Source organism: Sphingobacterium sp. MYb382, assembly GCF_037572665.1.
GTDB lineage: Bacteria > Bacteroidota > Bacteroidia > Sphingobacteriales > Sphingobacteriaceae > Sphingobacterium.
Map to the genome: position 1 here is coordinate 1 of NZ_JBBGZT010000024.1, position 21,115 is coordinate 21,115.

Annotated in this window: 19 protein-coding genes, 2 tRNA genes and 1 pseudogene; 16 read left to right on the plus strand and 6 right to left on the minus strand. The window is 39.4% G+C overall.

All coding sequences use genetic code 11. The features are described 5' to 3' along the window. The 3 genes and pseudogenes from WH223_RS10630 to WH223_RS10640 form a co-directional block, all read right to left on the minus strand. Positions 1-925: pseudogene (locus WH223_RS10630) on the minus strand (ISAon1 family transposase); the annotation flags it as partial. Continuing rightward, positions 918-1,271: an ISAon1 family transposase N-terminal region protein gene (locus WH223_RS10635; protein ID WP_340046147.1), complete on the minus strand. Its 354-nt coding sequence runs from the start codon at positions 1,269-1,271 to the stop codon at positions 918-920. The pseudogene WH223_RS10630 and the gene WH223_RS10635, both read right to left, overlap by 8 nt. Positions 1,272-1,432: 161 nt before the next feature. Beyond that, a tRNA-Pro gene (locus tag WH223_RS10640) sits at positions 1,433-1,506 on the minus strand. 333 nt (positions 1,507-1,839) lie between these two features. Between WH223_RS10640 and rplS the strand changes: the two genes are divergently transcribed. The 15 genes from rplS (at position 1,840) to WH223_RS10715 (ending at position 15,871) form a co-directional block, all read left to right on the plus strand. Continuing rightward, complete coding sequence (gene rplS, locus WH223_RS10645) at positions 1,840-2,187, plus strand: 50S ribosomal protein L19 (protein ID WP_445265611.1); 348 nt, start codon at positions 1,840-1,842, stop codon at positions 2,185-2,187. A 230-nt stretch (positions 2,188-2,417) separates the two neighbouring features. Next, complete coding sequence (locus WH223_RS10650; RefSeq protein ID WP_340047613.1) at positions 2,418-3,524, plus strand: carbohydrate-binding family 9-like protein; 1,107 nt, start codon at positions 2,418-2,420, stop codon at positions 3,522-3,524. Between the two features lie 281 nt (positions 3,525-3,805). After that, positions 3,806-5,413: a CTP synthase gene (locus WH223_RS10655; protein ID WP_340047614.1), complete on the plus strand. Its 1,608-nt coding sequence runs from the start codon at positions 3,806-3,808 to the stop codon at positions 5,411-5,413. A 38-nt stretch (positions 5,414-5,451) separates the two neighbouring features. Beyond that, positions 5,452-7,257 (plus strand): membrane protein insertase YidC, encoded by a 1,806-nt coding sequence (gene yidC, locus WH223_RS10660; RefSeq protein WP_340047615.1) that lies wholly within the window; start codon positions 5,452-5,454, stop codon positions 7,255-7,257. 325 nt (positions 7,258-7,582) lie between these two features. Continuing rightward, positions 7,583-7,792 (plus strand): hypothetical protein, encoded by a 210-nt coding sequence (locus WH223_RS10665; RefSeq protein WP_340047616.1) that lies wholly within the window; start codon positions 7,583-7,585, stop codon positions 7,790-7,792. A 134-nt stretch (positions 7,793-7,926) separates the two neighbouring features. Beyond that, the gene (purB, locus tag WH223_RS10670; protein ID WP_340047617.1) at positions 7,927-9,276 is read left to right on the plus strand and encodes an adenylosuccinate lyase; all 1,350 of its coding nucleotides are present in this window, start codon (positions 7,927-7,929) and stop codon (positions 9,274-9,276) included. Between the two features lie 66 nt (positions 9,277-9,342). After that, complete coding sequence (locus tag WH223_RS10675) at positions 9,343-9,897, plus strand: NifU family protein (RefSeq protein WP_340047619.1); 555 nt, start codon at positions 9,343-9,345, stop codon at positions 9,895-9,897. A gap of 158 nt (positions 9,898-10,055) precedes the next feature. Continuing rightward, positions 10,056-10,904: a transketolase gene (locus WH223_RS10680; RefSeq protein WP_340047620.1), complete on the plus strand. Its 849-nt coding sequence runs from the start codon at positions 10,056-10,058 to the stop codon at positions 10,902-10,904. Positions 10,905-11,033: 129 nt separating this feature from the next. Then, entirely contained in the window at positions 11,034-11,987 is a 954-nt protein-coding gene (locus tag WH223_RS10685) for a transketolase family protein (RefSeq protein ID WP_340047622.1), read from the plus strand. 15 nt (positions 11,988-12,002) lie between these two features. Beyond that, a complete protein-coding gene (locus WH223_RS10690) occupies positions 12,003-12,548 on the plus strand; it encodes an RNA polymerase sigma factor (protein ID WP_340047624.1) in 546 nt (181 codons plus the stop codon). A gap of 35 nt (positions 12,549-12,583) precedes the next feature. After that, on the plus strand, positions 12,584-13,252 hold the full coding sequence (locus tag WH223_RS10695; RefSeq protein ID WP_340047626.1) for a hypothetical protein: 669 nt from the start codon (positions 12,584-12,586) through the stop codon (positions 13,250-13,252). Further along, positions 13,218-13,400 carry a hypothetical protein gene (locus WH223_RS10700; RefSeq protein WP_340047627.1) on the plus strand — a complete coding sequence of 61 codons (183 nt, stop codon included), beginning with the start codon at positions 13,218-13,220 and terminating at the stop codon, positions 13,398-13,400. Before WH223_RS10695 ends, WH223_RS10700 begins: the two co-directional genes overlap by 35 nt. Next, a complete protein-coding gene (locus tag WH223_RS10705; RefSeq protein WP_340047629.1) occupies positions 13,400-13,819 on the plus strand; it encodes a hypothetical protein in 420 nt (139 codons plus the stop codon). The genes WH223_RS10700 and WH223_RS10705 overlap by 1 nt, the downstream gene beginning before the upstream one ends. A 63-nt stretch (positions 13,820-13,882) precedes the next feature. Further along, the gene (locus WH223_RS10710) at positions 13,883-15,070 is read left to right on the plus strand and encodes an aspartate aminotransferase family protein (protein WP_340047630.1); all 1,188 of its coding nucleotides are present in this window, start codon (positions 13,883-13,885) and stop codon (positions 15,068-15,070) included. A 45-nt stretch (positions 15,071-15,115) separates the two neighbouring features. Further along, the gene (locus WH223_RS10715; protein WP_340047631.1) at positions 15,116-15,871 is read left to right on the plus strand and encodes an SGNH/GDSL hydrolase family protein; all 756 of its coding nucleotides are present in this window, start codon (positions 15,116-15,118) and stop codon (positions 15,869-15,871) included. A gap of 30 nt (positions 15,872-15,901) precedes the next feature. Here the strand turns inward: WH223_RS10715 and WH223_RS10720 are convergent, their stop codons facing one another. Continuing rightward, positions 15,902-17,086, minus strand: coding sequence for a class I SAM-dependent rRNA methyltransferase (locus WH223_RS10720; protein WP_340047633.1), 1,185 nt, complete (start codon positions 17,084-17,086; stop codon positions 15,902-15,904). Positions 17,087-17,329: 243 nt separating this feature from the next. Between WH223_RS10720 and WH223_RS10725 the strand changes: the two genes are divergently transcribed. Continuing rightward, positions 17,330-17,411, plus strand: a tRNA-Leu gene (locus WH223_RS10725). A 242-nt stretch (positions 17,412-17,653) separates the two neighbouring features. Here WH223_RS10725 and WH223_RS10730 read toward each other — a convergent pair. Beyond that, complete coding sequence (locus WH223_RS10730; protein WP_340047634.1) at positions 17,654-18,775, minus strand: Fic family protein; 1,122 nt, start codon at positions 18,773-18,775, stop codon at positions 17,654-17,656. 188 nt (positions 18,776-18,963) lie between these two features. Beyond that, positions 18,964-21,006: a heavy metal translocating P-type ATPase gene (locus WH223_RS10735; protein ID WP_340047636.1), complete on the minus strand. Its 2,043-nt coding sequence runs from the start codon at positions 21,004-21,006 to the stop codon at positions 18,964-18,966. Positions 21,007-21,115 lie beyond the last annotated feature (109 nt).

Here is a 21,115-nt window from a genome sequence, read left to right on the forward strand (position 1 = left end):
ATATTGCTCTGAAGGCTTTCAGCTTAGCATTAAAAGACTCCGCGGCAGCATTTGTACTCCTATTATCAAAGTAATGAAGGATATTTGGGTGATGTGCAGCAATAGACCTTGCTACACTTTCAAAAGATTCTATCCCTGCATTCTCGGCTTGATGATGCCATAGCGCGAGTTTGGTTAACCCACCTTCTTTACTCTTGCATTTATTAAAGATATCGCCCAATGCTAGCGCTAAATCATACGCTTTCTTAAGTCTTGGAAAATGTAAGAAAAGAAGCTCTGCACGGTGCTTCTGGCTCTCAGACCACCGAGAAGTGTGTTTAAATAGCAAATATCTTTATCTCGCTAATAATTGCTTAAGCGTATCTCCGTTAGCTAATATCTCTGCAGCATAGTGATTCCCTTCTTTACGCGCCTTGATAATCTTTCGACTTTCATCATCCAAGACCGCCCAACGATATTTAATGCGCAGTTCCTGAACAGCATCATAGGCTAATTTCTGGACATGGAATCTATCTATTACTCGTTTAGCATTACTAAAACATCTGCGAACAGCTTTAGCCATATTAGGAGCCATATCCATCGTGACTTCCTTTACTTTATTTCTTAGTCTAAGTGGTATACGCTCTAAAACATGAATAATATCTTCAGCCTTAGTTCCTTTTATGGTAGCCAAGATAGTCCCTTTTCTTCCTTTAGCAGCTTTACTACTTACAATCGTATAGAGTTCACCGTTACTGAAGCTCGTTTCGTCAATACTTAACTTTTCTGTTGTGTTCTCAGGGAAAACAGTCCAATATTCTGCATGAGACTTTTGATTCCAATCATGAAAGTCACTAAGATGGTTTTTATAGTGCTCCTGGAGCTGTTTTCCATCTAACTGGAAGAAAAGACCTAATAGATGAGCACTAATGGGATAATTATCCAAATATCCCCTTTAAAAAAAGCCCGAACTCTGTAGTCATTCGAGCCCCTTCACGCACCAAGTTCCAATCTCTAGTAATGATTTTCCCATCAGCTAGAACTGTCCAACGTCGGCGTTTAATATGAAGTGTAACTTTCTGAGTGCGAATAGGAAAATCCTTAATCTCAGCGGATGGCATAAAACCTTTTGATTCTAATTTAGCATTTTCATAACCTGAAGGGGCTATGTTCTTTTCATCGAGATAAATATGAAGTTCGTTGTCTTTTGAGACAACATCCATGATATCAAAATATTCTAATAGCCCTTCGGGCATCAATAAAGTCAGAAGTTTACGTTCAGCGTCTTGCAAAGTATATCTATTTAAAACGCTAAACTAACAATAATTAAATTTACCCCCCAAGAATTCCGTATGATCCCTTGATCCCCTCCTACGGATCGAACCACGGTTCGAATCTGCCAAACCCCGTAAACGAAAAAAGAGTTTTAACTTTCGTTAAAACTCTTTTTTTGTCGGGGTGGCAGGATTCGAACCTACGACCTCCTCGTCCCAAACGAGGCGCGATACCGGGCTACGCTACACCCCGAAAAGGTATCCCCTTTATTTTTTCGTTGGCACAAAGATACGGCAATTTATATTCTTGTCAAGGCCTAAAACAAAGATTTTAGCTAAAAGCCTATGTTATTGCGAGATAATTTTTCATCAGCCAAAAACTAACCCAATAAGGGACTCATAAATTCATTAAAAATTAGAAATGTAAAAAAAATAGTAAACCAACACTTATTTTCTGTACCTTTGCACTCAATTAATAAAATAGTATTTAAGATTCTTTAGAAAGTGTTTTTTTTATTCAAAAAAATACTGTAATATTGCAATCCGATTTTTACAGGATATAAATCGTTAATAATTAGTCAAAATCATGGATTTAGTAAAATTTGTAGAAGAGCAAGCGGTTACAAGAAATGAAATTCCCGCTTTTAAAGCAGGAGATACCATCAGCGTTCATTATAAAATTCGCGAAGGAAATAAAGAGCGTGTTCAAGTGTACCAAGGAGTAGTACTCCAATTAAACAGTGAAGGTACTAATGCTACTTTTACCGTACGTAAAATTTCTAACGGTATTGGTGTTGAGCGTATTTTTCCTGTAAACTCACCAAACATTGATAAAATCGAAGTGAACAGTGTAGGTAAAGTTCGCCGTGCGAAATTGTTTTACTTACGTGGCCTTACTGGTAAAGCTGCTCGTATCAAATCTAAACGCGTTTAGTTTGTACTTCAACGACATAAAAAAGGCTTCTTTATATAAAGAAGCCTTTTTTTCGTTGACAAACAGCAAGCACGAATAGAATTCCTTCACCTACTCTCCTCCTAGGCTTAACGTCCCCTCCTCTTTAGATGTAGCCATCCAACAACCTACTTCTCGCGAGTTAGTACAAACTACAACATTTGTGTTACAAACCCGTTTTTCAGCATTTAATCGCTATTTTGAAGCATTATATGAAAAAGCTTGTAACGTACCTCCTATGTGGCTTCAGCCTTTATTTTTCGCAGACTCACCTCTATGCTCAAAGCAACATAAACGTATTCAAACAAATGCAGTCGCCTGTAAAAAACTATGCTGCACCAAGAGCGACAAACACAATACAAATTGATGGGAAAGCAGACGAAGAAGCTTGGCAAGCAGCACCATGGACAGACAGCTTTATAGATATTGAAGGTGAAGAGAAAGCTAAACCTACATACGACACCAAAGTAAAGATGCTTTGGGATGATGAATACCTATACATCTATGCTCATATGGAAGAGCCCCACGTATGGGGAGACATCCTTCAGCACGACGACATCATTTACCACAATAATGACTTTGAAGTTTTCATAAAACCTTACGCCTCACAACCATTCTATTACGAGATTGAGGTAAATGCATTAAATACCATCATGGACCTCATGATGAACAAGCCCTATCGTTTTGCTGGCGATGCCATAATGCATTGGGATGTCAAAGGGTTAAAATCAGCTATCCACATTGAGGGCTCCTTGAATGCCCCTACTGACACCGACAAATATTGGGCGGTGGAAATGGCGATACCCTTCAAATCGATAAGCACTTTCGGAAAAAACATAACACCCAAGCTCAACGAACGTTGGCGCCTTAATTTCTCAAGGGTACAATGGCAACATGAAATCGTAGACGGAAAATACACACGCATAAAAAAGGATAATAAACTTATGGATGAAGCCAATTGGGTATGGTCTCCTATCGGATTAATAAACATGCATTATCCAGAAAGATGGGGATATATTCAATTTGTTGAAAAAACAACAGATACAGCTTCCTATCCTGCAACACATGCTATCGAACAAGCTGCTTGGAACATTTCCTATCTGCAAGAAATCTTTAAAGACAAGAAAGGAAGCTATGCCACATCGTTAGAAAGCTTACAAAAACAGTTTCCCAACCACAGCATAGAGGCGTTGTCGTTCACCAATCACCTGGTTACAAACAAGACAAAAACGTTCTATAAATTAACATTAATCGATAAACAGCACGATTTAACTATTTCCATCGATAGTTTTGGAAATTACAATCTTCTTACACAATAACAACGTAGCTAAAATTGTGACAAAGGCAAAAATTACTGTTACAAAACAACACCCAAAAACAGCAGCAAACACATAACAATCAACAACTTAACACAACCCAAAAAGAAAGGCAAAAAAGGCTTTAAATGGCTATAATAGGTAGTGTTCAATAATCATGAATTTTCAACATTATGTTTTATTTTCGCTTAATTCCGAAAAAACATTATCTTTGTATCCCGTACATAAAGCAGATAAAAACGCCTTTTTAAAGCGATTTTATAGCTGAAATCCCATTAATTGCTATGAGTAAATATATCTTTGTTACGGGCGGCGTAACCTCGTCGTTAGGAAAAGGCATTGTTGCAGCCTCACTTGCCAAACTTCTTCAAGCGCGCGGTTTTAAAGTGACAATTCAAAAGTTTGATCCTTACATTAATATCGATCCAGGAACACTTAACCCTTATGAGCACGGTGAATGCTACGTCACAGAAGATGGCGCAGAAACTGACCTTGACTTGGGCCACTACGAGCGTTTCTTAAATGTCCCTACTTCACAAGCCAACAACGTAACAACAGGTAGAATCTACCAACATGTAATCCAACAAGAGCGTGCTGGTGCTTACTTAGGTAAAACGGTACAAGTTGTTCCTCATATCACTGACGAGATAAAACGTCGTATGTTGCTATTAGGTCAAACAGGCGAATACGATATCGTAATCACAGAATTGGGCGGAACAGTAGGTGACATCGAGTCTCTTCCATTTATCGAGGCTGTACGTCAGCTACGTTGGGAACTAGGCAACAACGATTCGCTAGTTATACACTTAACCTTAGTGCCTTACTTGGCTGCTGCGGGTGAGCTAAAAACAAAACCTACACAACATTCGGTAAAAACATTATTGGAATACGGTATTCAACCTGATATTCTGGTTTGTCGTACCGAGCATAAATTGACGCAAGAAATTCGTAAAAAATTAGCGCAATTCTGTAATGTAAACATCAATGCCGTTGTAGAATCTATCGATGCTTCCACAATCTATGATGTACCGTTGAACATGCTTAAAGAGCAGCTTGACAAAACAGCATTAGCGAAGCTTAAGCTTTCTACGAAGCAAGAGCCAGATTTAACAAGCTGGAAAGCTTTCTTAGGTAAATTGAAAAACCCTACCGATGAAATACAAATCGGCTTAGTAGGTAAATATGTAGAGCTACCAGATGCCTACAAATCTATCGTGGAAGCATTTATCCACGCTGGTGCAGTAAATGAAACGCGTGTTAAACTAAAATACATCGCAGCAGAAAGTGTAAACGACGAAAATGTTGCTGATAAACTTAAAGACCTAGACGGCGTATTAGTTGCTCCAGGATTTGGTGAAAGAGGCTTAGAAGGCAAGTTAGCATCCATCAAGTTTGTTCGTGAAAATCAAATTCCTTTCTTTGGTATCTGTTTAGGTATGCAATGTTCTGTAATTGAATTTGGTCGCAACGTACTTGGCTTAAAAGGTGCAAACAGCGTGGAGATGGACGAAAACACCCCACACCCTGTTGTTAACTTAATGGAAGAGCAGAAAAATATCACCAATATGGGTGGTACAATGCGTTTAGGTGCTTACGAATGTGAAGTTAAAAAAGGAACAAAAGCTTACGCCAGCTACGGAAAAGCTAAAATCTCGGAACGTCACAGACACCGTTATGAATTTAACAACGACTATTTGAAACAATACGAAGAAGCAGGAATGATTGCTTCAGGTATCAATCCAGAGACCGGATTAGTTGAAATTGTGGAGCTTAAAAACCACCCTTTCTTTGTTGCGGGTCAATTTCACCCAGAATTAAAGTCAACTGTTGCAAATCCTCACCCACTTTTTGTTAGCTTTGTAGCCGCTTCTTTGGCAAATAAGAAAAGCTAGTAGCAAAATTTGAGTATACGAAAACTAAAAAATAAAAAATGGATAGAAGTACCCTTATCGGAGTAGTGCTGATTTTCGGAATTCTGGCCGGTTCATTTTATTTAATGAAACCTTCAGATCATGAAATTAAACAAGAACAAAGATTACAAGATTCACTAAAAAGAGTAAAAGAAGGATTAGCTCCGCTTTCAGACTCCTTGAAAGCAAATACACCAGCTGTTGTTGATACAGCAGCAGTAGCTAGCAAACCTTTCGGTACTGCTCGTTTAGGCGAAGAGCAAGTCGTTACTTTAGAAAACGATGCTTTAATTGCGAAAATCAGTTCCAGAGGAGGTCGTGTTAAGTCAGTAGAACTGAAGCATGAGAAAAACTACGATGGCACGCCATTGATGATTCTTCAAGATGACAACAATAAGTTTGGATTCTTATTTAAAGCTAATGGCGAAAACATCAACACCAACGATTTAAACTTCGCTCCACAGAGTGGCGATGTAACCGTTACAGGTGATGACTCTAAAGCCGTTTCTTTCCGTTTAAGTTACAACGAAAATCAGTATATCGAATATACATACTCCTTAAAAGGTAAAGGTTACAATCTTGATTTAGATGTTAAAACGGTAGGTATTCAGAATCTAATGGATGTTAAAGCGAGTACGTTGACCTTAAACTGGGAAACAAGCTTACACCAAAAAGAATTCAATGCCAAATCTGAGCGTGAGCGTTCCACGATTTTCTATAAAGAGCTAGACGGATCGGTGAAACACCTTTCAGAAACAGGTGACGAAAAAGAAGAATTAGACAAAAAAGTAAACTGGATTGCTTACAAGCAACACTTCTTCTCGGCTGTCTTAACTTCTAAGCAAGCACTTAGCAACACAAAAGTAGCTGTAAACTTCAGCACTCAAGATCATATTGTTAAACATTACAGTACATCTGCTGATTTAGACTTCTCCGCGCAGAAAGATAATAACTACGCATTCAACTTCTTTTTCGGACCGAATAAGTACAAAGTGTTGAAAGCGCAAGGAAACGACTTCCAAAAGATTATCAACATGGGATGGGGACCAATGGGATGGATTAACAAATTCATCACGGTGCCTATCTTTGACTTCTTGGATGGTTACCACTTGGGTTACGGTATTATTATCTTAATCTTAACCATCTTCTTAAAAGGTATCTTGTTCCCGTTGAACTTCAAATCGTACCAGTCGATGGCTAAAATGCGCGTATTGAAGCCACAAATTGACGCTATCAAAGAAAAAGTAGGTGAAGACAACGCAATGTTGGTACAACAGGAAACCATGAAGCTCTATAAGCAAGCCGGTGTAAATCCGCTCGGTGGATGTTTGCCATTGTTGCTACAAATGCCTTTCACGTTAGCTTTCTTCTTCTTCTTCCCGAATTTGTTTGAACTCCGTGGCGAGAGCTTCCTATGGGTAAAAGATTTATCAACGTATGATACACCTATTACTTTCCCTGCTATCTTCGGTTTTAGCCACATCTCTTTGATGTGTGTGTTGATGACTTTGACGACTTTGTTAACAACATGGTATAACAACTCAACATCAGGAGCAGCAAACAACCAGATGAAATACATCGGTTACATCATGCCATTAGTATTCTTCTTCGTGTTGAATAGCTTCCCTGCTGGATTAAACTACTACTACTTCTTAGCAGCAGTATTGACTTTCTTAACGCAATTTATCATCCGTCAATTTATTGATGACGATAAAATCTTAGCTAAATTAGAAGCCAACAAGAAAAATCCTAAAGAAGCAAAGAAATCATCATTCCAACAAAAAATGGAAGAAATGATGAGACAACAGCAAAACAATAAGAAATAACAAAAAATAATGATAAGCGGCTCGAAATTAATTTCGAGCCGCTTTTTTTTGTAAATACCTTAGCAACACCCCTTTTTGAAAGCGAAGAAAAGGTATAAACTACGAATTAATAAAACACCTAAAAATAATTGCAAAAAAAATGTTGCATATCGCAAAAACAGTATTATATTTGCGCCGGCTTAGGGAGAAATGAAAAACTAAAACAATGAATATCAGCCGTTTTAAGTTTTTTTATTTTTTTTCAAAAAGTTGGGTTACCTTTTTCGGTTACCGGTATTAAAGAGTAATAAACAAATTTGTTTCAATTAAAATAGAAAATTACAAGATGAAAAATTTAATCAAATTCGGATTTTTAGGTTTAGCTTTAACTATCGCTTTCGCTTCATGTGGTGGTGCAGAAACTAAAACTGAGCAAACTGCTGATTCAGCTGTTAACGCTATCGATTCTACAGCTGCTGCTGTTGATTCTACAGTAACTGCAGTTGCTGATTCAGCTAAAACTGCTGTTGATTCAGTAGCTAAAAACGCTCAGTAATCCAAATATTACTTAACGATTTTTGAAAGCCTGTACTGCAAAGTACAGGCTTTCTTTTTTTATCCCCTTTTGTAAATACTTATCTTGCATAATTTCTTACTTTTGTGAGATCAACAACAACAATATTCATGACCATGAACTTATCAGCCCTGACAGCAGTAAGTCCGATTGACGGAAGATACCACAACGCAACAAATGAGTTATCCAATTTCTTTTCAGAATTTGCTTTAATAAAATACCGCGTATTAGTAGAAGTAGAATACTTTATCGCCCTTTGCGAATCGGGTATCCCACAGCTTAAACACTTTGATGGATCCCTTAACAATAAGCTACGTGATATTTACAAAAACTTCTCGCTAGCAGATGCACAATGGATTAAAGATCAAGAGAAAGTAACCAACCACGATGTGAAAGCAGTGGAGTACTTCTTAAAACATGAATTTGAAAAATTAAACTTACATGACTCTTTAGAGTTTATCCACTTCGGATTAACATCTCAGGATATCAATAATACAGCGATTCCATACTCATGGAAAGAAGCCGTAAATCAAGTTTACCTACCACAAATCAACGAGTTGACCAACGAATTGAAGGAGCTAGCAGGACAATGGGCAGCAATCCCTATGTTGGCACGTACACACGGACAGCCGGCATCCCCTACTCGCTTAGGTAAAGAGATTCATGTTTTCATCGAGCGTATCGAAAAACAACTAACATTATTGCAACAAGTTCCTTTCTCTGCAAAATTTGGCGGTGCTACAGGTAACTTCAATGCTCACCATGTTGCTTATCCACAAACGGACTGGGTAGCATTCGGAAATAAATTTGTGAACGACTCCTTAGGCTTATCGCGCTCGCAGACGACTACACAAATTGAGCACTACGATAACTTTGCAGCAAGCTGTGATGCTTTCAAGCGTATCAACAATATCTTAATAGATTTATGCCGCGATATGTGGACATACATCTCCATGGACTACTTCAAGCAAAAAATTACCGCAGGACAAATCGGTTCGTCGGCGATGCCGCATAAGGTAAACCCTATTGACTTTGAAAATGCGGAAGGAAACTTAGGCTTAGCAAATGCGCTATTCGAACATTTAGCAGCGAAATTACCTATCTCTCGTTTACAGCGTGACCTTACAGACTCGACGGTTCTACGTAACATTGGCGTTCCATTTGCACATACCGTAATTGCGATAAAATCATCGCTACGTGGTCTACGCAAATTAATATTGAACGAAGCAGCTCTTCAAGCAGATTTAGAAAACAACTGGGCGGTAGTTGCCGAGGCTATCCAAACGATTTTACGTCGTGAAGGTTATCCAAAACCATACGAGGCATTGAAAGATTTAACACGTACAAATACCGGTGTTTCACAAGAAACCATCGCCACTTTCGTGGAAGGTCTTAATGTGTCGCAAGCAATTAAAGAAGAAATAAAAGGAATAACACCAAGCAATTATACAGGAATCGTACAATAAGGTTTGACGTCTACATGACGGGGCTTCATTTACATTTCACGTATATTTGTATATTCAAAAATAAATATGGCTACAATCAACGTATATACAGAATCAACTCCAAACCCGTCGACCATGAAATTCTTGGTCAACAAGCTGTTAATAAACGGTAGTTTGGACTATCCTACTAAGGAAAAGGCGCAAGAGTCAGACTTCGCAAAAGAACTATTCAAGTTCAACTTTGTGAGCGGTGTGTTCTTTGCGAGTAACTTTGTTACCATTACTAAAACAGACGAAACAGACTGGTCAGATGTGGAGCCTTTACTTAAAGACTTCGTAAAAGGAGCCGTTGAATCGGAATTAGCCGTTAAACCTGTTGAACATAGTGAGGATGTAAATTTTGAAGGAACGGAAACTGAAATCAAAATTCAACAAGTATTGCACGACTACGTACGCCCTGCTGTAGAGCAAGATGGTGGTGCTATCGCCTACAAATCATTTGAAGGTGGTACCGTAACCGTAGAGCTTAGAGGTTCATGCAGTGGATGCCCTTCGTCAACAATCACCTTGAAATCAGGTATTGAAGGCCTATTAAAAAGAATGGTTCCTGAAGTGGAAGAAGTCGTGGCTCAAGCCATGTAAAAAAGACTTACTACATAATATTTTGAAAAGCTGTCCTATTTTGGACAGCTTTTCGTGTATAGGGTCCTCCCTTGCCAGTAAATTCATTTTTATAGTCCCTACTCTGCTAAAAATCATTACCTTTACTTGCAATAATAATCGAAACATTATATTTCAAAATGAGTGCAGATATTAACAAACTTGAGCAGATTGCAACTCAAGTAAGACGTGACATTGTCCGTATGGTACACGCTTGCCAATCTGGTCACCCAGGTGGTTCATTAGGATGTACAGACTACTTAGTAGCTTTGTACTTTCAAGCGATGAAACATGACCCTTCTTTCAAAATGGATGGTATTGGTGAAGATTTATTCTTCCTTTCCAACGGTCACATTTCACCCGTATTTTACAGTACACTAGCACGCGCTGGTTACTTCCCAATCAGTGAATTGGCTACTTTCCGTAAAATCAACTCCCGTTTGCAAGGACACCCGACTACACATGAGCACCTTCCAGGAATCCGTATAGCTTCAGGTTCTTTAGGCCAAGGTCTTTCTGTAGCATTAGGTGCTGCGCAAGCGAAAAAACTAAACAAAGACAACAGCTTAGTTTATGTTTTAATGGGTGATGGTGAGCTTCAAGAAGGTCAAGTTTGGGAAGCTATGATGTATGCGCCACACAATAAAGTGGACAATATCATCGCTGCTGTAGATTACAACAAAGCACAGATTGATGGTTCTACCGATGAGGTTCTTTCTTTAGGCAACTTACGTGCTAAATGGGAAGCTTTCGGATGGGATGTTCTAGAAGTACAAAAAGGTAATGACATGGCTGCTGTCGTAGCAGGCTTGGAAGAAGCGAAAGCTTTAACAGGAAAAGGTAAACCTGTCGTTATTTTATTGCACACTGAAATGGGACGTGGTGTAGACTTTATGATGGGATCACACAAATGGCATGGTGTAGCGCCTAACGATGCGCAGCTAGAATCAGCATTAAACCAACTGCCTGTAACACTTGGAGATTATTAATTATATTGTACTACGGTTGTCTAATTAATTTTCATACCTCCTTCGGAAGCTTAGAAAAGAAAAAACAATCGACAAAAGCCATTGGAGCTTAAAGCTTACGCTGATAGACTCCTTAAAAAATAAGTTTTGATGAAAAAATATACATTCACAGAGTCAAAAGATACCCGTTCAGGTTTCGGCGCTGGTTTATTAGAAGCTGGTCAGAAAAATGAAAACGTGGTAGCACTATGTGCTGACTTAATTGGGTCGTTAAAAATGAACGACTTTATAAAAGAATTCCCAGAAAGATTTTTCCAAATTGGTATTGCTGAAGCAAACATGATGTGTATCGCTGCAGGTCTTACTATTGGTGGTAAAATCCCTTTCACAGGAACATTTGCAAACTTCTCTACAGGTCGTGTGTATGACCAAATCCGTCAATCTATCGCTTACTCCGACAAAAATGTAAAAATCTGTGCTTCACACGCAGGTCTTACTTTAGGTGAAGATGGCGCTACACACCAAATCTTGGAAGATATCGGTTTAATGAAAATGCTTCCAGGCATGACTGTTATCAACCCATGCGATTACAACCAAACAAAAGCGGCTACTTTAGCATTAGTAGACCATGAAGGTCCTGCTTACCTACGTTTCGGCCGTCCGGTTGTTCCTAACTTCACACCAGCAGATCAGAAATTCGAAATTGGTAAAGCTGTTCTTTTAAACGAAGGTACAGATGTAACAATCATCGCAACAGGTCACTTAGTATGGGAAGCTATACAAGCGGGTGAAGAATTAGAAAAATTAGGTATCAGCGCTGAGATCATCAACATCCACACCATCAAACCGTTGGATGAAGAGGCTATCTTGAAATCTGTTACTAAAACAGGATGTGTTGTTACGGCTGAAGAGCATAACCGTTTAGGTGGTTTGGGCGATAGCGTAGCACAAGCATTAGCGACGAAACTTCCTACACCACAAGAGTTTGTAGCGGTAAATGATAGCTTTGGCGAATCAGGAACTCCAGCTCAGTTGATGGAGAAATATGGCTTAAATGCAACTTCTATTGTAGCAGCAGCACGTAAAGTTATCACTAGAAAATAATATATTTTTAAGCAAATGGAAGACGCACTGATCATTGCAAAATTTTCTGATGAAGCCACGCGTGAAGAAGCGTTCGGCCATTTACTACAAAAATATCAACAAAAAATATACTGGCATGTACGTCGCATGGTGATTGATCACGATGACGCCGATGATGTCGTACAAGATGTGTTTATAAAGGTGTGGCGTAATCTCGATAAATTTAGAGAAGACTCACAGCTCTACACTTGGCTATACCGTATAGCGACCAACGAGTGTATAACCTTCTTGAATAAGAAAAAGCAGAAGCAGAACCTGTCGTTGGATGACGACAGTTCTGCTTATCTTGCCGATACCTTAGCCGCAGGAAGCTACTTCAATGGCGACCAGGCGCAAATGAAATTACAACAAGCGATACTTACGCTTCCGGAGAAACAAAGACTCGTTTTTAATATGAAATACTTTGAAGATTTGAAGTATGAAGAGATGTCTGAGATACTTGGCACTAGTGTAGGAGCCCTTAAAGCATCCTATCATCACGCTGTCAAAAAAATAGAACACTTTTTTCAATCTAACGATTAAACCTTTGCCGGCTTTTCTTATCTATACAAGATACAATGGAAGGAAACAACACATATCATGAGGGCATGGAAGAGCTAAATCTCCCACAATCACTCGGTGGAAATCCTTTCACGGTACCTCCCAACTATTTTGAAGACCTTGCAGAAAATATTCGAGCACAGGCCAAAATAACAGGAATGAATCTACAGGAAAATTCATTTTCCGTTCCTGACGATTATTTCCAAAACGTTACCGCAACACTAATCGCTACAGCGAAAATCGAAAATAAAATAGGACAGCACAAAAATGGAGGCATGGAGCAGCCAAAGGACTATTTTAACGATCTTTCAGCACGTATCAAAGCACAAGTAAACTTGGATACCTTAGCAGGTAAAGAAACATTCCATGTTCCGACAGGATACTTCGACCAGTTAACGGAAAACATGCAAGCTAAAGTTGCAGAAGAGAAGTTGCGTGACAAAGTAAGCACGCCAGGTTTTACAACACCTGATGGTTACTTTGAAAAACTAACGAAAACACTGCAAAAAAAAACCCACGACAGCGCCACAAAAAGCCACGCCAATACGCCAGTTGCCTATCCAGCGATGGATTCGCTATGCTGCTGCTGCCTGTGTAGCTACAGTACTCGGTGTAGCCTCTTATCAAGCGATAGCGCCACAAGCCGAAGAAGTGAAACAAACGGAACAACTAGCTGGAGTTTCTGATAAGGAAATCCTTAACTATTTGTCCTATGCCATGGATAGTAATGATCTTATGTATGTTATGGAATCCATCTATCAGCCAAATGAAGAAGAAGTGGGACTTAGCGTAGATAAGGAAGATATAGAAGATTATTTAAAATACATGTTATAATGTGGAGTATGAAGTATGCATTGACGACAATTTGTGCCTTAGTTTTTTCTTTAACGGTGGCCTTTGGGCAAGCAAATCAGAAAAAATTCTCGGCTATTGAAAACGAGAAGATAGCCTACATCACAAAAGAAATGAATTTAACGCCGGCGGAGGCACAAAAATTCTTCCCGATATACAATCAGTATAATACAGAGATGTGGGACATTAAATCGGAAAGAAGAAGAGGATCAACAGCACCAGCAGGTGTCAATTCGTTGACCGCAAGAAGAGATGTTATATCCTATGATGCACAGGAAGTAGAGCTGAAAAAACAATACCGCAAAAAATTTGCTGATGTCGTAGGACAATCCCGCGCTTCACAGTTTTTTGAAGTAGAACAAAGTTTTACAGAATTGCTGATTAAAAGAATACAGAAATAAAAAGGGGTTGAAAACAACTCCTTTTTTATTTTTACTTCCTACCTTTGATTTTTTAGTATTATTATGATTAGCAATAGAGAGTTATTCCTACAAAATACCGCCCAAACATCATCATCCCCTCGATTATTAGAAATTGTAAAAGCTGAAGGTGTTTACCTATATGGGCCTAATGGCGAAAAATATATGGATCTTGTATCCGGTTTTAATGTGAGCAATATTGGTCACCGCCACCCACAAGTTATTCAAGCGATACAAGAACAACTAGATAAATATTTGCACGTAACCGTTTATGGCGAGTTTGTGCAGGCACCACAAGTACAATTTGCTACTGACCTGCTGGCTGTACTTCCCGACAGTTTCCAATCGGTTTATTTAACAAATAGCGGTGCTGAAGCTGTAGAAGGAGCTATGAAGGTCGCTAAGCGGTATACTGGCAGAAGACAGATTATAGCCCTTAACAAGGCCTACCATGGAAGTACGCAAGGTGCGCTAAGTCTTATCGGCAATAAAGCCTATCATGAAGCCTATGCCCCCTTATTACCTGAAATTGATTTCGTAGACCTCAATGACATGGCAGGCTTAGCACAAATAACCGATAAAACTGCTGCTATTATCATCGAAGCAGTGCAAGGTGAAGCAGGCGTTCGTATTCCTGAGCTTGCCTACATGCAAGCATTACGCAAGCGTTGTGATGAAACTGGTACCTTATTAATATTTGATGAGATACAAACGGGATTTGGCCGTACAGGCAAAATGTTCGCCTTTGAACATTTTGATATCGTTCCTGATATCCTATTATTAGCAAAAGGAATTGGCGGAGGTATGCCTTTAGGAGCGTTTGTCGCACCTAAAGAAATTATGGACGTTATCAAAGACAACCCAATGCTAGGCCATATTACAACCTTCGGTGGACATCCAGTAAGTTGTGCTGCAGCACGCGCATCACTCAAAGTAATCCAAGAAGAGAAGCTACTCGATAGCGTAGAGCGCAAAGCAGCGCTATTCCGCGAAGCGGTACAATCGGACAAGATTAAAGAAATCCGTGGTTTAGGGCTAATGATGTGTCTACAACTAGAAAACTTCGACCAAGTATATGCCGTAAGTAATTATTGTGCACAACAAGGCTTGATTATCGACTGGTATTTACATTGCGAAACAGCTTTACGTATTGCTCCTCCCCTGACCATCAGTGAAGAAGAGATTATAGCCGCAAGCAAAATCATTCGCGAGGCTATTGATAAGTTCTGCTAAAGCATTATTTTTACTTCATACTAAAGCACATTATAAAGCCTACATATGGAGTCAAGAAGAAACTTTATCACTAAAGGGTTGCTAACATTAGGCGCAAGCTCGCTAGCCAGCCACACGCTGTTTGCGGAAGAACGACGCACACAACCACAACATAAAATCACCCTAAAGCAAAATGATATCATCTTGTTTCAGGGTGATTCCATTACCGATGCTGGCCGCAATCGGGATCAACAGCAATATACGAACCAAACAAATGCCCTAGGCAATGGTTATGCGATGCTTGCAGCAAGCACCCTCCTCAATAAATTCGCCGACAAAAATATGCAGATTTATAACCGAGGCATCAGTGGTAATCGTGTGCCCGATTTACAAAAAAGATGGGACTTAGACACCATTACTCTGCAACCTACCGTGCTAAGCATACTGATCGGTGTAAATGATTTTTGGCGCACCATGGACCAAGGAGCAAAAAACTCTGCCGCACAATACAAAAGTCAATACCAACAACTACTAGATGAAACGCTACGTCAGCTGCCCAATGTACAGCTAATCGTCGGCGAGCCTTTTGCGGTCAAAAATGTGAAACATGTAACTGACGCTTGGTATCCCGAATTTCCGACCTACCAACAGGCATCACGCGAAATTGCACAAGAATACAAAGCTCTATTCATCCCCTACCAACAGATTTTTGATCATGCAGAACAGCAGGCCAATGGAGGCTACTGGACTACCGACGGCATCCATACTTCGCTAGCAGGCGCTAACCTAATGGCACAAGCTTGGCTGGACAGCGTTCAATAAAAAAAGCGGATTTAACATCCGCTTTTTTTATTATACTACACGTACCAACAAGCCTTTTAAATATTCCCCTTCAGGGAATGAAGCCCGTACCGGATGATCTTCCGGTTGGTGGAATTGGCGTATATATTGTATTTCTTTACCAGCATCAAGCGCAGCCCAAGCAACAACCTGTTTAAAAGTATCGATATCCATCGCTCCTGAGCAGGAGAACGTAGCTAACAAGCCACCACTCTCTAAAAGCATCAGGCCACGACGATTTAAATCTTTATAGGCACGTGAAGCCTTATCTAGTGAAGAACGTGAAGGCGCATACTTAGGTGGATCTAAAACGATAAGATCAAATTTCTCTCCCTCTTCACCCAACTGGCGTAAATATTTATTCACATCAGACTGAACAGCTGTACTTTTTGCAGCATCATATCCATTAACGGCGATATTACGTTTTAAGGTATCGATGGCCAAAGCCGAACTATCTACAGAACATACCGAAGCAGCTCCTGCTTGAAAAGCGTTTAATGTAAAGCCTCCAGAATAAGAGAAACAGTCTAACACACGCTTTCCTTTTACATATTGCGCTGTCAAAAAGCGATTTTCACGCTGATCGCAGTAAAAACCAGACTTCTGTCCTTCAACAATATTAATCTGGTAGCGAATACCATTTTCTAAGACATCGACAAACTCAGGTGGCACTTCACCGTAAACAAGACCATTGCTATCCGGCAAACCTTCATGTGTACGTGATTTGATATCGCTACGCTCATAAATTCCTTTAGGCTTCAATAAGCTAACTAACTCATCGATAATCCATGGCTTCACACGCTCCAAAGCTGCAGCATGTACCTGAATAGAAATAAAGTCTGCATATTTATCGGCAATCAATCCGGGTAAGAAATCCGCTTCCGCGAATATCAAACGGCAGGTATCGTTCGTATCGTTCAACAAATGTGCACGCATCTTCACCGCACGTTGCACGCGATTGCGCCACCATGCCTCATCAATAACGCGATCAGGATGCCACTCCAATAAACGAACAGCAACACGTGATACCGCACTATAAACGCCGTAAGCAACAAATTCTAAATCGACATTATAAACAGCGACTACCTCACCATTTTCCGGTGATCCTTCCACCGTTTTTATTGCGCCCGAAAACACCCAAGGGTGCAATTGCCAAGCGGCTTTATCTTTTCCTTTATGCAGGATTATTTTATTCATCGATGCAAAAGTAATGCATAGACCGGAAAAAATTGGATTATTTTTTTTAGTAAATAGAAAAAATAGTCACTCAAAAACTATTTTTTCTCCTAAATACCTACTCAAATCCACCAAAAACAAACCTCCGAAAAAAAAGACAAAAATTAAATAGCCTAAAAATCAAATGGTTTATAAAAATAATGCAATTATGTTTTGGAAAAAGTAAAACAACTTCTATATTTGCATCACTCTAACGAACAGCAAGCCCAGCTGGCGGAATCGGTAGACGCGTTGGTCTCAAACACCAATATCTTCGGATGTGCCGGTTCGACTCCGGCGCTGGGTACTAAGGCGAAATCATAACGATTTCGCCTTTTTTATTGCTCATGAAAAAAACCTTTAAAGGCCAATCAGAAACATTCTTTTTTTTAAAAACCCTCAATTTCTATATACACTTTACAGATATTTTGTAGACCTAACTTAGGTGATTAACAAAATAAAAACACAAAATTTGGATTTACGAGTGCTCCTTCTTTAAAATAAAAATGCCGCTAAGAGCGGCACGAAAATGACAACATACAAAATAAACTAAACCCTAACTAAGCTCATCATAGGTTCAAAAGAATACAATGCAGCCCTTCGACCGGCAGACTCTTCTTTGACAACCAAATAGCCTTTTTCAATTAACTTTTTAATAATAATCATTGCCGTGGCATTAGGAATTCCGGTACGGCTAACAAATTTATTATTTCTAAAAACAGGATGTGTAAAAATAAAATCTAGAATCTCCATATTCCATTTGGAAGCTAATACTGTAGAAAATTCATTTTTTAATTGCTCATATAGGTTTTTAATACGTTCGGCAACTTGTAAATTATTAATCGCTTGCTCATTGACCGCCTGCAAAAAAAACTTGATCCATGGATTCCAATTCCCTGAACTGGAAACGTCTCTCATTACCTGAATATATGCGTCTTTATGTTCTTCGAAATAACCACTAATATAAAAATGAGGTTGGGAAATAATTCCTGTTTTCCAAAGTAACAAAGTAATCAGCATGCGACCAATTCTACCATTCCCGTCTTTAAAAGGATGTAATGCTTCAAACTCCAAATGCATAATTGCAGTTTTAATCAATGGAGGTAAGCTACTCTCTTCTATAAATGAAAAAAGGCAATCCAACCCTTCTTCTAACTTTTCAGCACTAATAGGAATAAACTGAATTTCTTTTTTCAATTTATCGGCTAAATAATTTTGTTCTTTTTTAAACTCCCCTGGGGATTTATTAGCTCCCCTTCCAAAATACAATAATTGCTGGTGCATTTGCTTAATAAACCCTATAGAGAATCCATATCCATCTTGCAAAGCTTCCTGTGCATTTTTTAAAGCACGCTGATATAAAATAGTTTCTATAACATCAGACCTAACAGCAGGATTATCCAGACTTTCATTATCAGCCTCATACTGCATTATTTCGTCCATGGTGCTAATCGTACCTTCTATACGTGACGATAGCACAGCCTCTTGATTACGTAAAGGAGCCAATAATATCTCCGAATTATGAAGATTCTTAAGCATTTGATCAAAACGAGCTAATGCTTCTGTAGCGTTAAGAAGTTCTAAGATAAAGGAAGGATAAAGAATATCTTCCTGTTGAGGAGGAAACTTATCGTAATGATAATCAACGGCATTCGCTAAATTATAATCCATAGCTAAAGTGTAAATTAATCTTTAAACTTACATTTTATTATGCACTTAAAAAAGTTTGATTACATAATTTTAGTAAATATTGTAATCAAAAGGTTTTGATTACATAAACGGTAAACAAGAATCTTTGATTACATAAATAAGCTAAATATTGTAAACAAAGATTCTTGGCTACATAAACGGTAAACAAATTAAAACTTGATCCGCTGAATACGCACCGCATTAAGAATTGCCAATAGCGCAACCCCGACATCGGCAAACACAGCTTCCCACATCGTTGCTAATCCACCGGCTCCTAACACTAAAACAATAGCTTTAACCACAAAAGCCATACTGATATTTTGCCATACCAGCTGCTTTGTTTTTTTACCGACATGGATGGCCAAAGGTATTTTTAACGGATTATCATCTTGAATAACCACATCAGCAGTTTCAATAGTCGCATCGCTTCCTAATCCGCCCATAGCTATACCAACATCACTCAACGCAATAACAGGCGCATCATTAACGCCATCACCAACAAAAGCCAACTTATATTTATCCGATTGAATTTCTTTAAAACGACTTACTTTATCCTCCGGCAATAAATCGCCATATGCTTGATCTATTTTTAGTGAATCAGCCACAAATTGCACCACGTTGTTTTTATCGCCACTCAGCATAGTCGTCTTCACACCGAGGTCATGCAGGCGTTTTACAGCCTCTGCCGCATCTTCTTTAATTTTATCAGCAATGGTAAGGTAGCCTTGAAATATGCCGCCATAGGCCACCGCAATCGTACTGTAGACAATACTATTCGGGTCTACATCATAGTCTACACCAAATTTAGCTAACAATTTAAAGTTACCCACTAAGAGCTCTTGACCATCAACCTCACCACGCAAACCATGCCCGGCAATCTCTTCCAGCTTATTAATAGTGATACTATTGTCTCTTTCGCCTACATACTTATGAATAGCCGTAGCTACTGGATGGGAACTATGATACTCCATCGCATCTACCAAACGTAAGAGACGCTCCTGTTCAATATGTCCTTTAAAATTAAGCTCCTGCACCTCAAATACCCCTTCGGTCATGGTTCCTGTTTTGTCCATCACCACATGCTTCACATCGGCCAACACATCGAGGTAGTTACTACCTTTTATAAGCACGCCATTTTTACTTGCAGCCCCAATTCCGCCAAAGTAACCCAGCGGAATAGAAATAACCAAAGCACAAGGACAAGAGATAACTAAGAAAACCAAGGCGCGGTACAACCAATCACGGAAAGCATAATCCTCCACAAAAAGCATCGGCAAGAAGGTTATTCCTATCGCTAAGAAAACAACAATAGGCGTATAGATCTTTGCAAAACGCGATATAAACAATTCCGTAGGCGCTTTCTGTGCTGTAGCATCTTGCACCAATGCCAAAATCTTACTCAGCTTACTATCTTCATAAGCAGCCGTGATACGCACTTTAGCCACGGTTTGAAGATTGATCATACCTGCAAGCACCACTTCGCCCTGTTTTTTTGTATCAGGCTTACTTTCGCCCGTCAGGGCAGCCGTGTTAAAAGAAGCTGTATCGGTCAACAAAGTACCATCCAGCGCTAGCTTCTCCCCCGGCTTAAGCAACAATACATCGCCCACACGGACATCCACCGCCTTCACCACTCGCGTGCTGCCATCAGCCTCTATTGTAGCTTCATCAGGACGCTGATCCAGCAACGCCTTTATATTCGCTTTGGCACGCGATACTGACAGCGTTTGAAAGTTTTCGCCAACGGCATAAAATAACATCACCGCAACGGCCTCAGGAAATTCGGAAATAGCAAAAGCCCCCAAGGTAGCAATTCCCATTAGGAAAAATTCGGAGAAGATGTTCCCTTTTGTTATACTCGTTACGGCATCTTTCAAAACAGGAAGACCAACAGGAATATAAGCTACCACATACCAAACTAAACGAACCCATCCTTGAAACCACTCCGGCTTCAACAGATTGTCGAATGCTAAAGCTACCAGCAAGAGCAACAAACTAACAATAGCGGGGGCAAATAACTTAACGATGCTACCGCCTTCCTCGTGGCTATGGTCATGCCCATGATCATGGGAACAACAAGAACCACTATCTGCAGCAGTAGCCTTGGTGCTTACTTTACCCACTAAATCGCCCGCTCCTGCTTGTGTATATATTTTTTCGGTTTGTCCACAAATCGTACAAACGCCATCTTTCATCTTATGTACATGTTCCATACTGACTATTTTAATTCTAAAATACGCATCATTAAAGTATAAAGCTCCTCTAAATGTAAGCTTTATGTTTCTAAAAAAGGAATTCTAGTCCATAAAAAAATCCCCAACC

Coding starts and splice junctions, on each gene's coding strand:
- rplS (WP_445265611.1), top strand. CDS start 1,840: ATGGATTTAGTAAAATTTGTAGAAGAGCAAGCGGTTACAAGAAATGAA.
- WH223_RS10685 (WP_340047622.1), top strand. CDS start 11,034: ATGAAAAAATATACATTCACAGAGTCAAAAGATACCCGTTCAGGTTTC.
- yidC (WP_340047615.1), top strand. CDS start 5,452: ATGGATAGAAGTACCCTTATCGGAGTAGTGCTGATTTTCGGAATTCTG.
- WH223_RS10720 (WP_340047633.1), bottom strand. CDS start 17,086: ATGAATAAAATAATCCTGCATAAAGGAAAAGATAAAGCCGCTTGGCAA.
- WH223_RS10730 (WP_340047634.1), bottom strand. CDS start 18,775: ATGGATTATAATTTAGCGAATGCCGTTGATTATCATTACGATAAGTTT.
- WH223_RS10675 (WP_340047619.1), top strand. CDS start 9,343: ATGGCTACAATCAACGTATATACAGAATCAACTCCAAACCCGTCGACC.
- WH223_RS10690 (WP_340047624.1), top strand. CDS start 12,003: ATGGAAGACGCACTGATCATTGCAAAATTTTCTGATGAAGCCACGCGT.
- WH223_RS10705 (WP_340047629.1), top strand. CDS start 13,400: ATGTGGAGTATGAAGTATGCATTGACGACAATTTGTGCCTTAGTTTTT.
- WH223_RS10710 (WP_340047630.1), top strand. CDS start 13,883: ATGATTAGCAATAGAGAGTTATTCCTACAAAATACCGCCCAAACATCA.
- WH223_RS10735 (WP_340047636.1), bottom strand. CDS start 21,006: ATGGAACATGTACATAAGATGAAAGATGGCGTTTGTACGATTTGTGGA.
- WH223_RS10655 (WP_340047614.1), top strand. CDS start 3,806: ATGAGTAAATATATCTTTGTTACGGGCGGCGTAACCTCGTCGTTAGGA.
- WH223_RS10665 (WP_340047616.1), top strand. CDS start 7,583: ATGAAAAATTTAATCAAATTCGGATTTTTAGGTTTAGCTTTAACTATC.
- purB (WP_340047617.1), top strand. CDS start 7,927: ATGAACTTATCAGCCCTGACAGCAGTAAGTCCGATTGACGGAAGATAC.
- WH223_RS10695 (WP_340047626.1), top strand. CDS start 12,584: ATGGAAGGAAACAACACATATCATGAGGGCATGGAAGAGCTAAATCTC.
- WH223_RS10650 (WP_340047613.1), top strand. CDS start 2,418: ATGAAAAAGCTTGTAACGTACCTCCTATGTGGCTTCAGCCTTTATTTT.
- WH223_RS10680 (WP_340047620.1), top strand. CDS start 10,056: ATGAGTGCAGATATTAACAAACTTGAGCAGATTGCAACTCAAGTAAGA.
- WH223_RS10715 (WP_340047631.1), top strand. CDS start 15,116: ATGGAGTCAAGAAGAAACTTTATCACTAAAGGGTTGCTAACATTAGGC.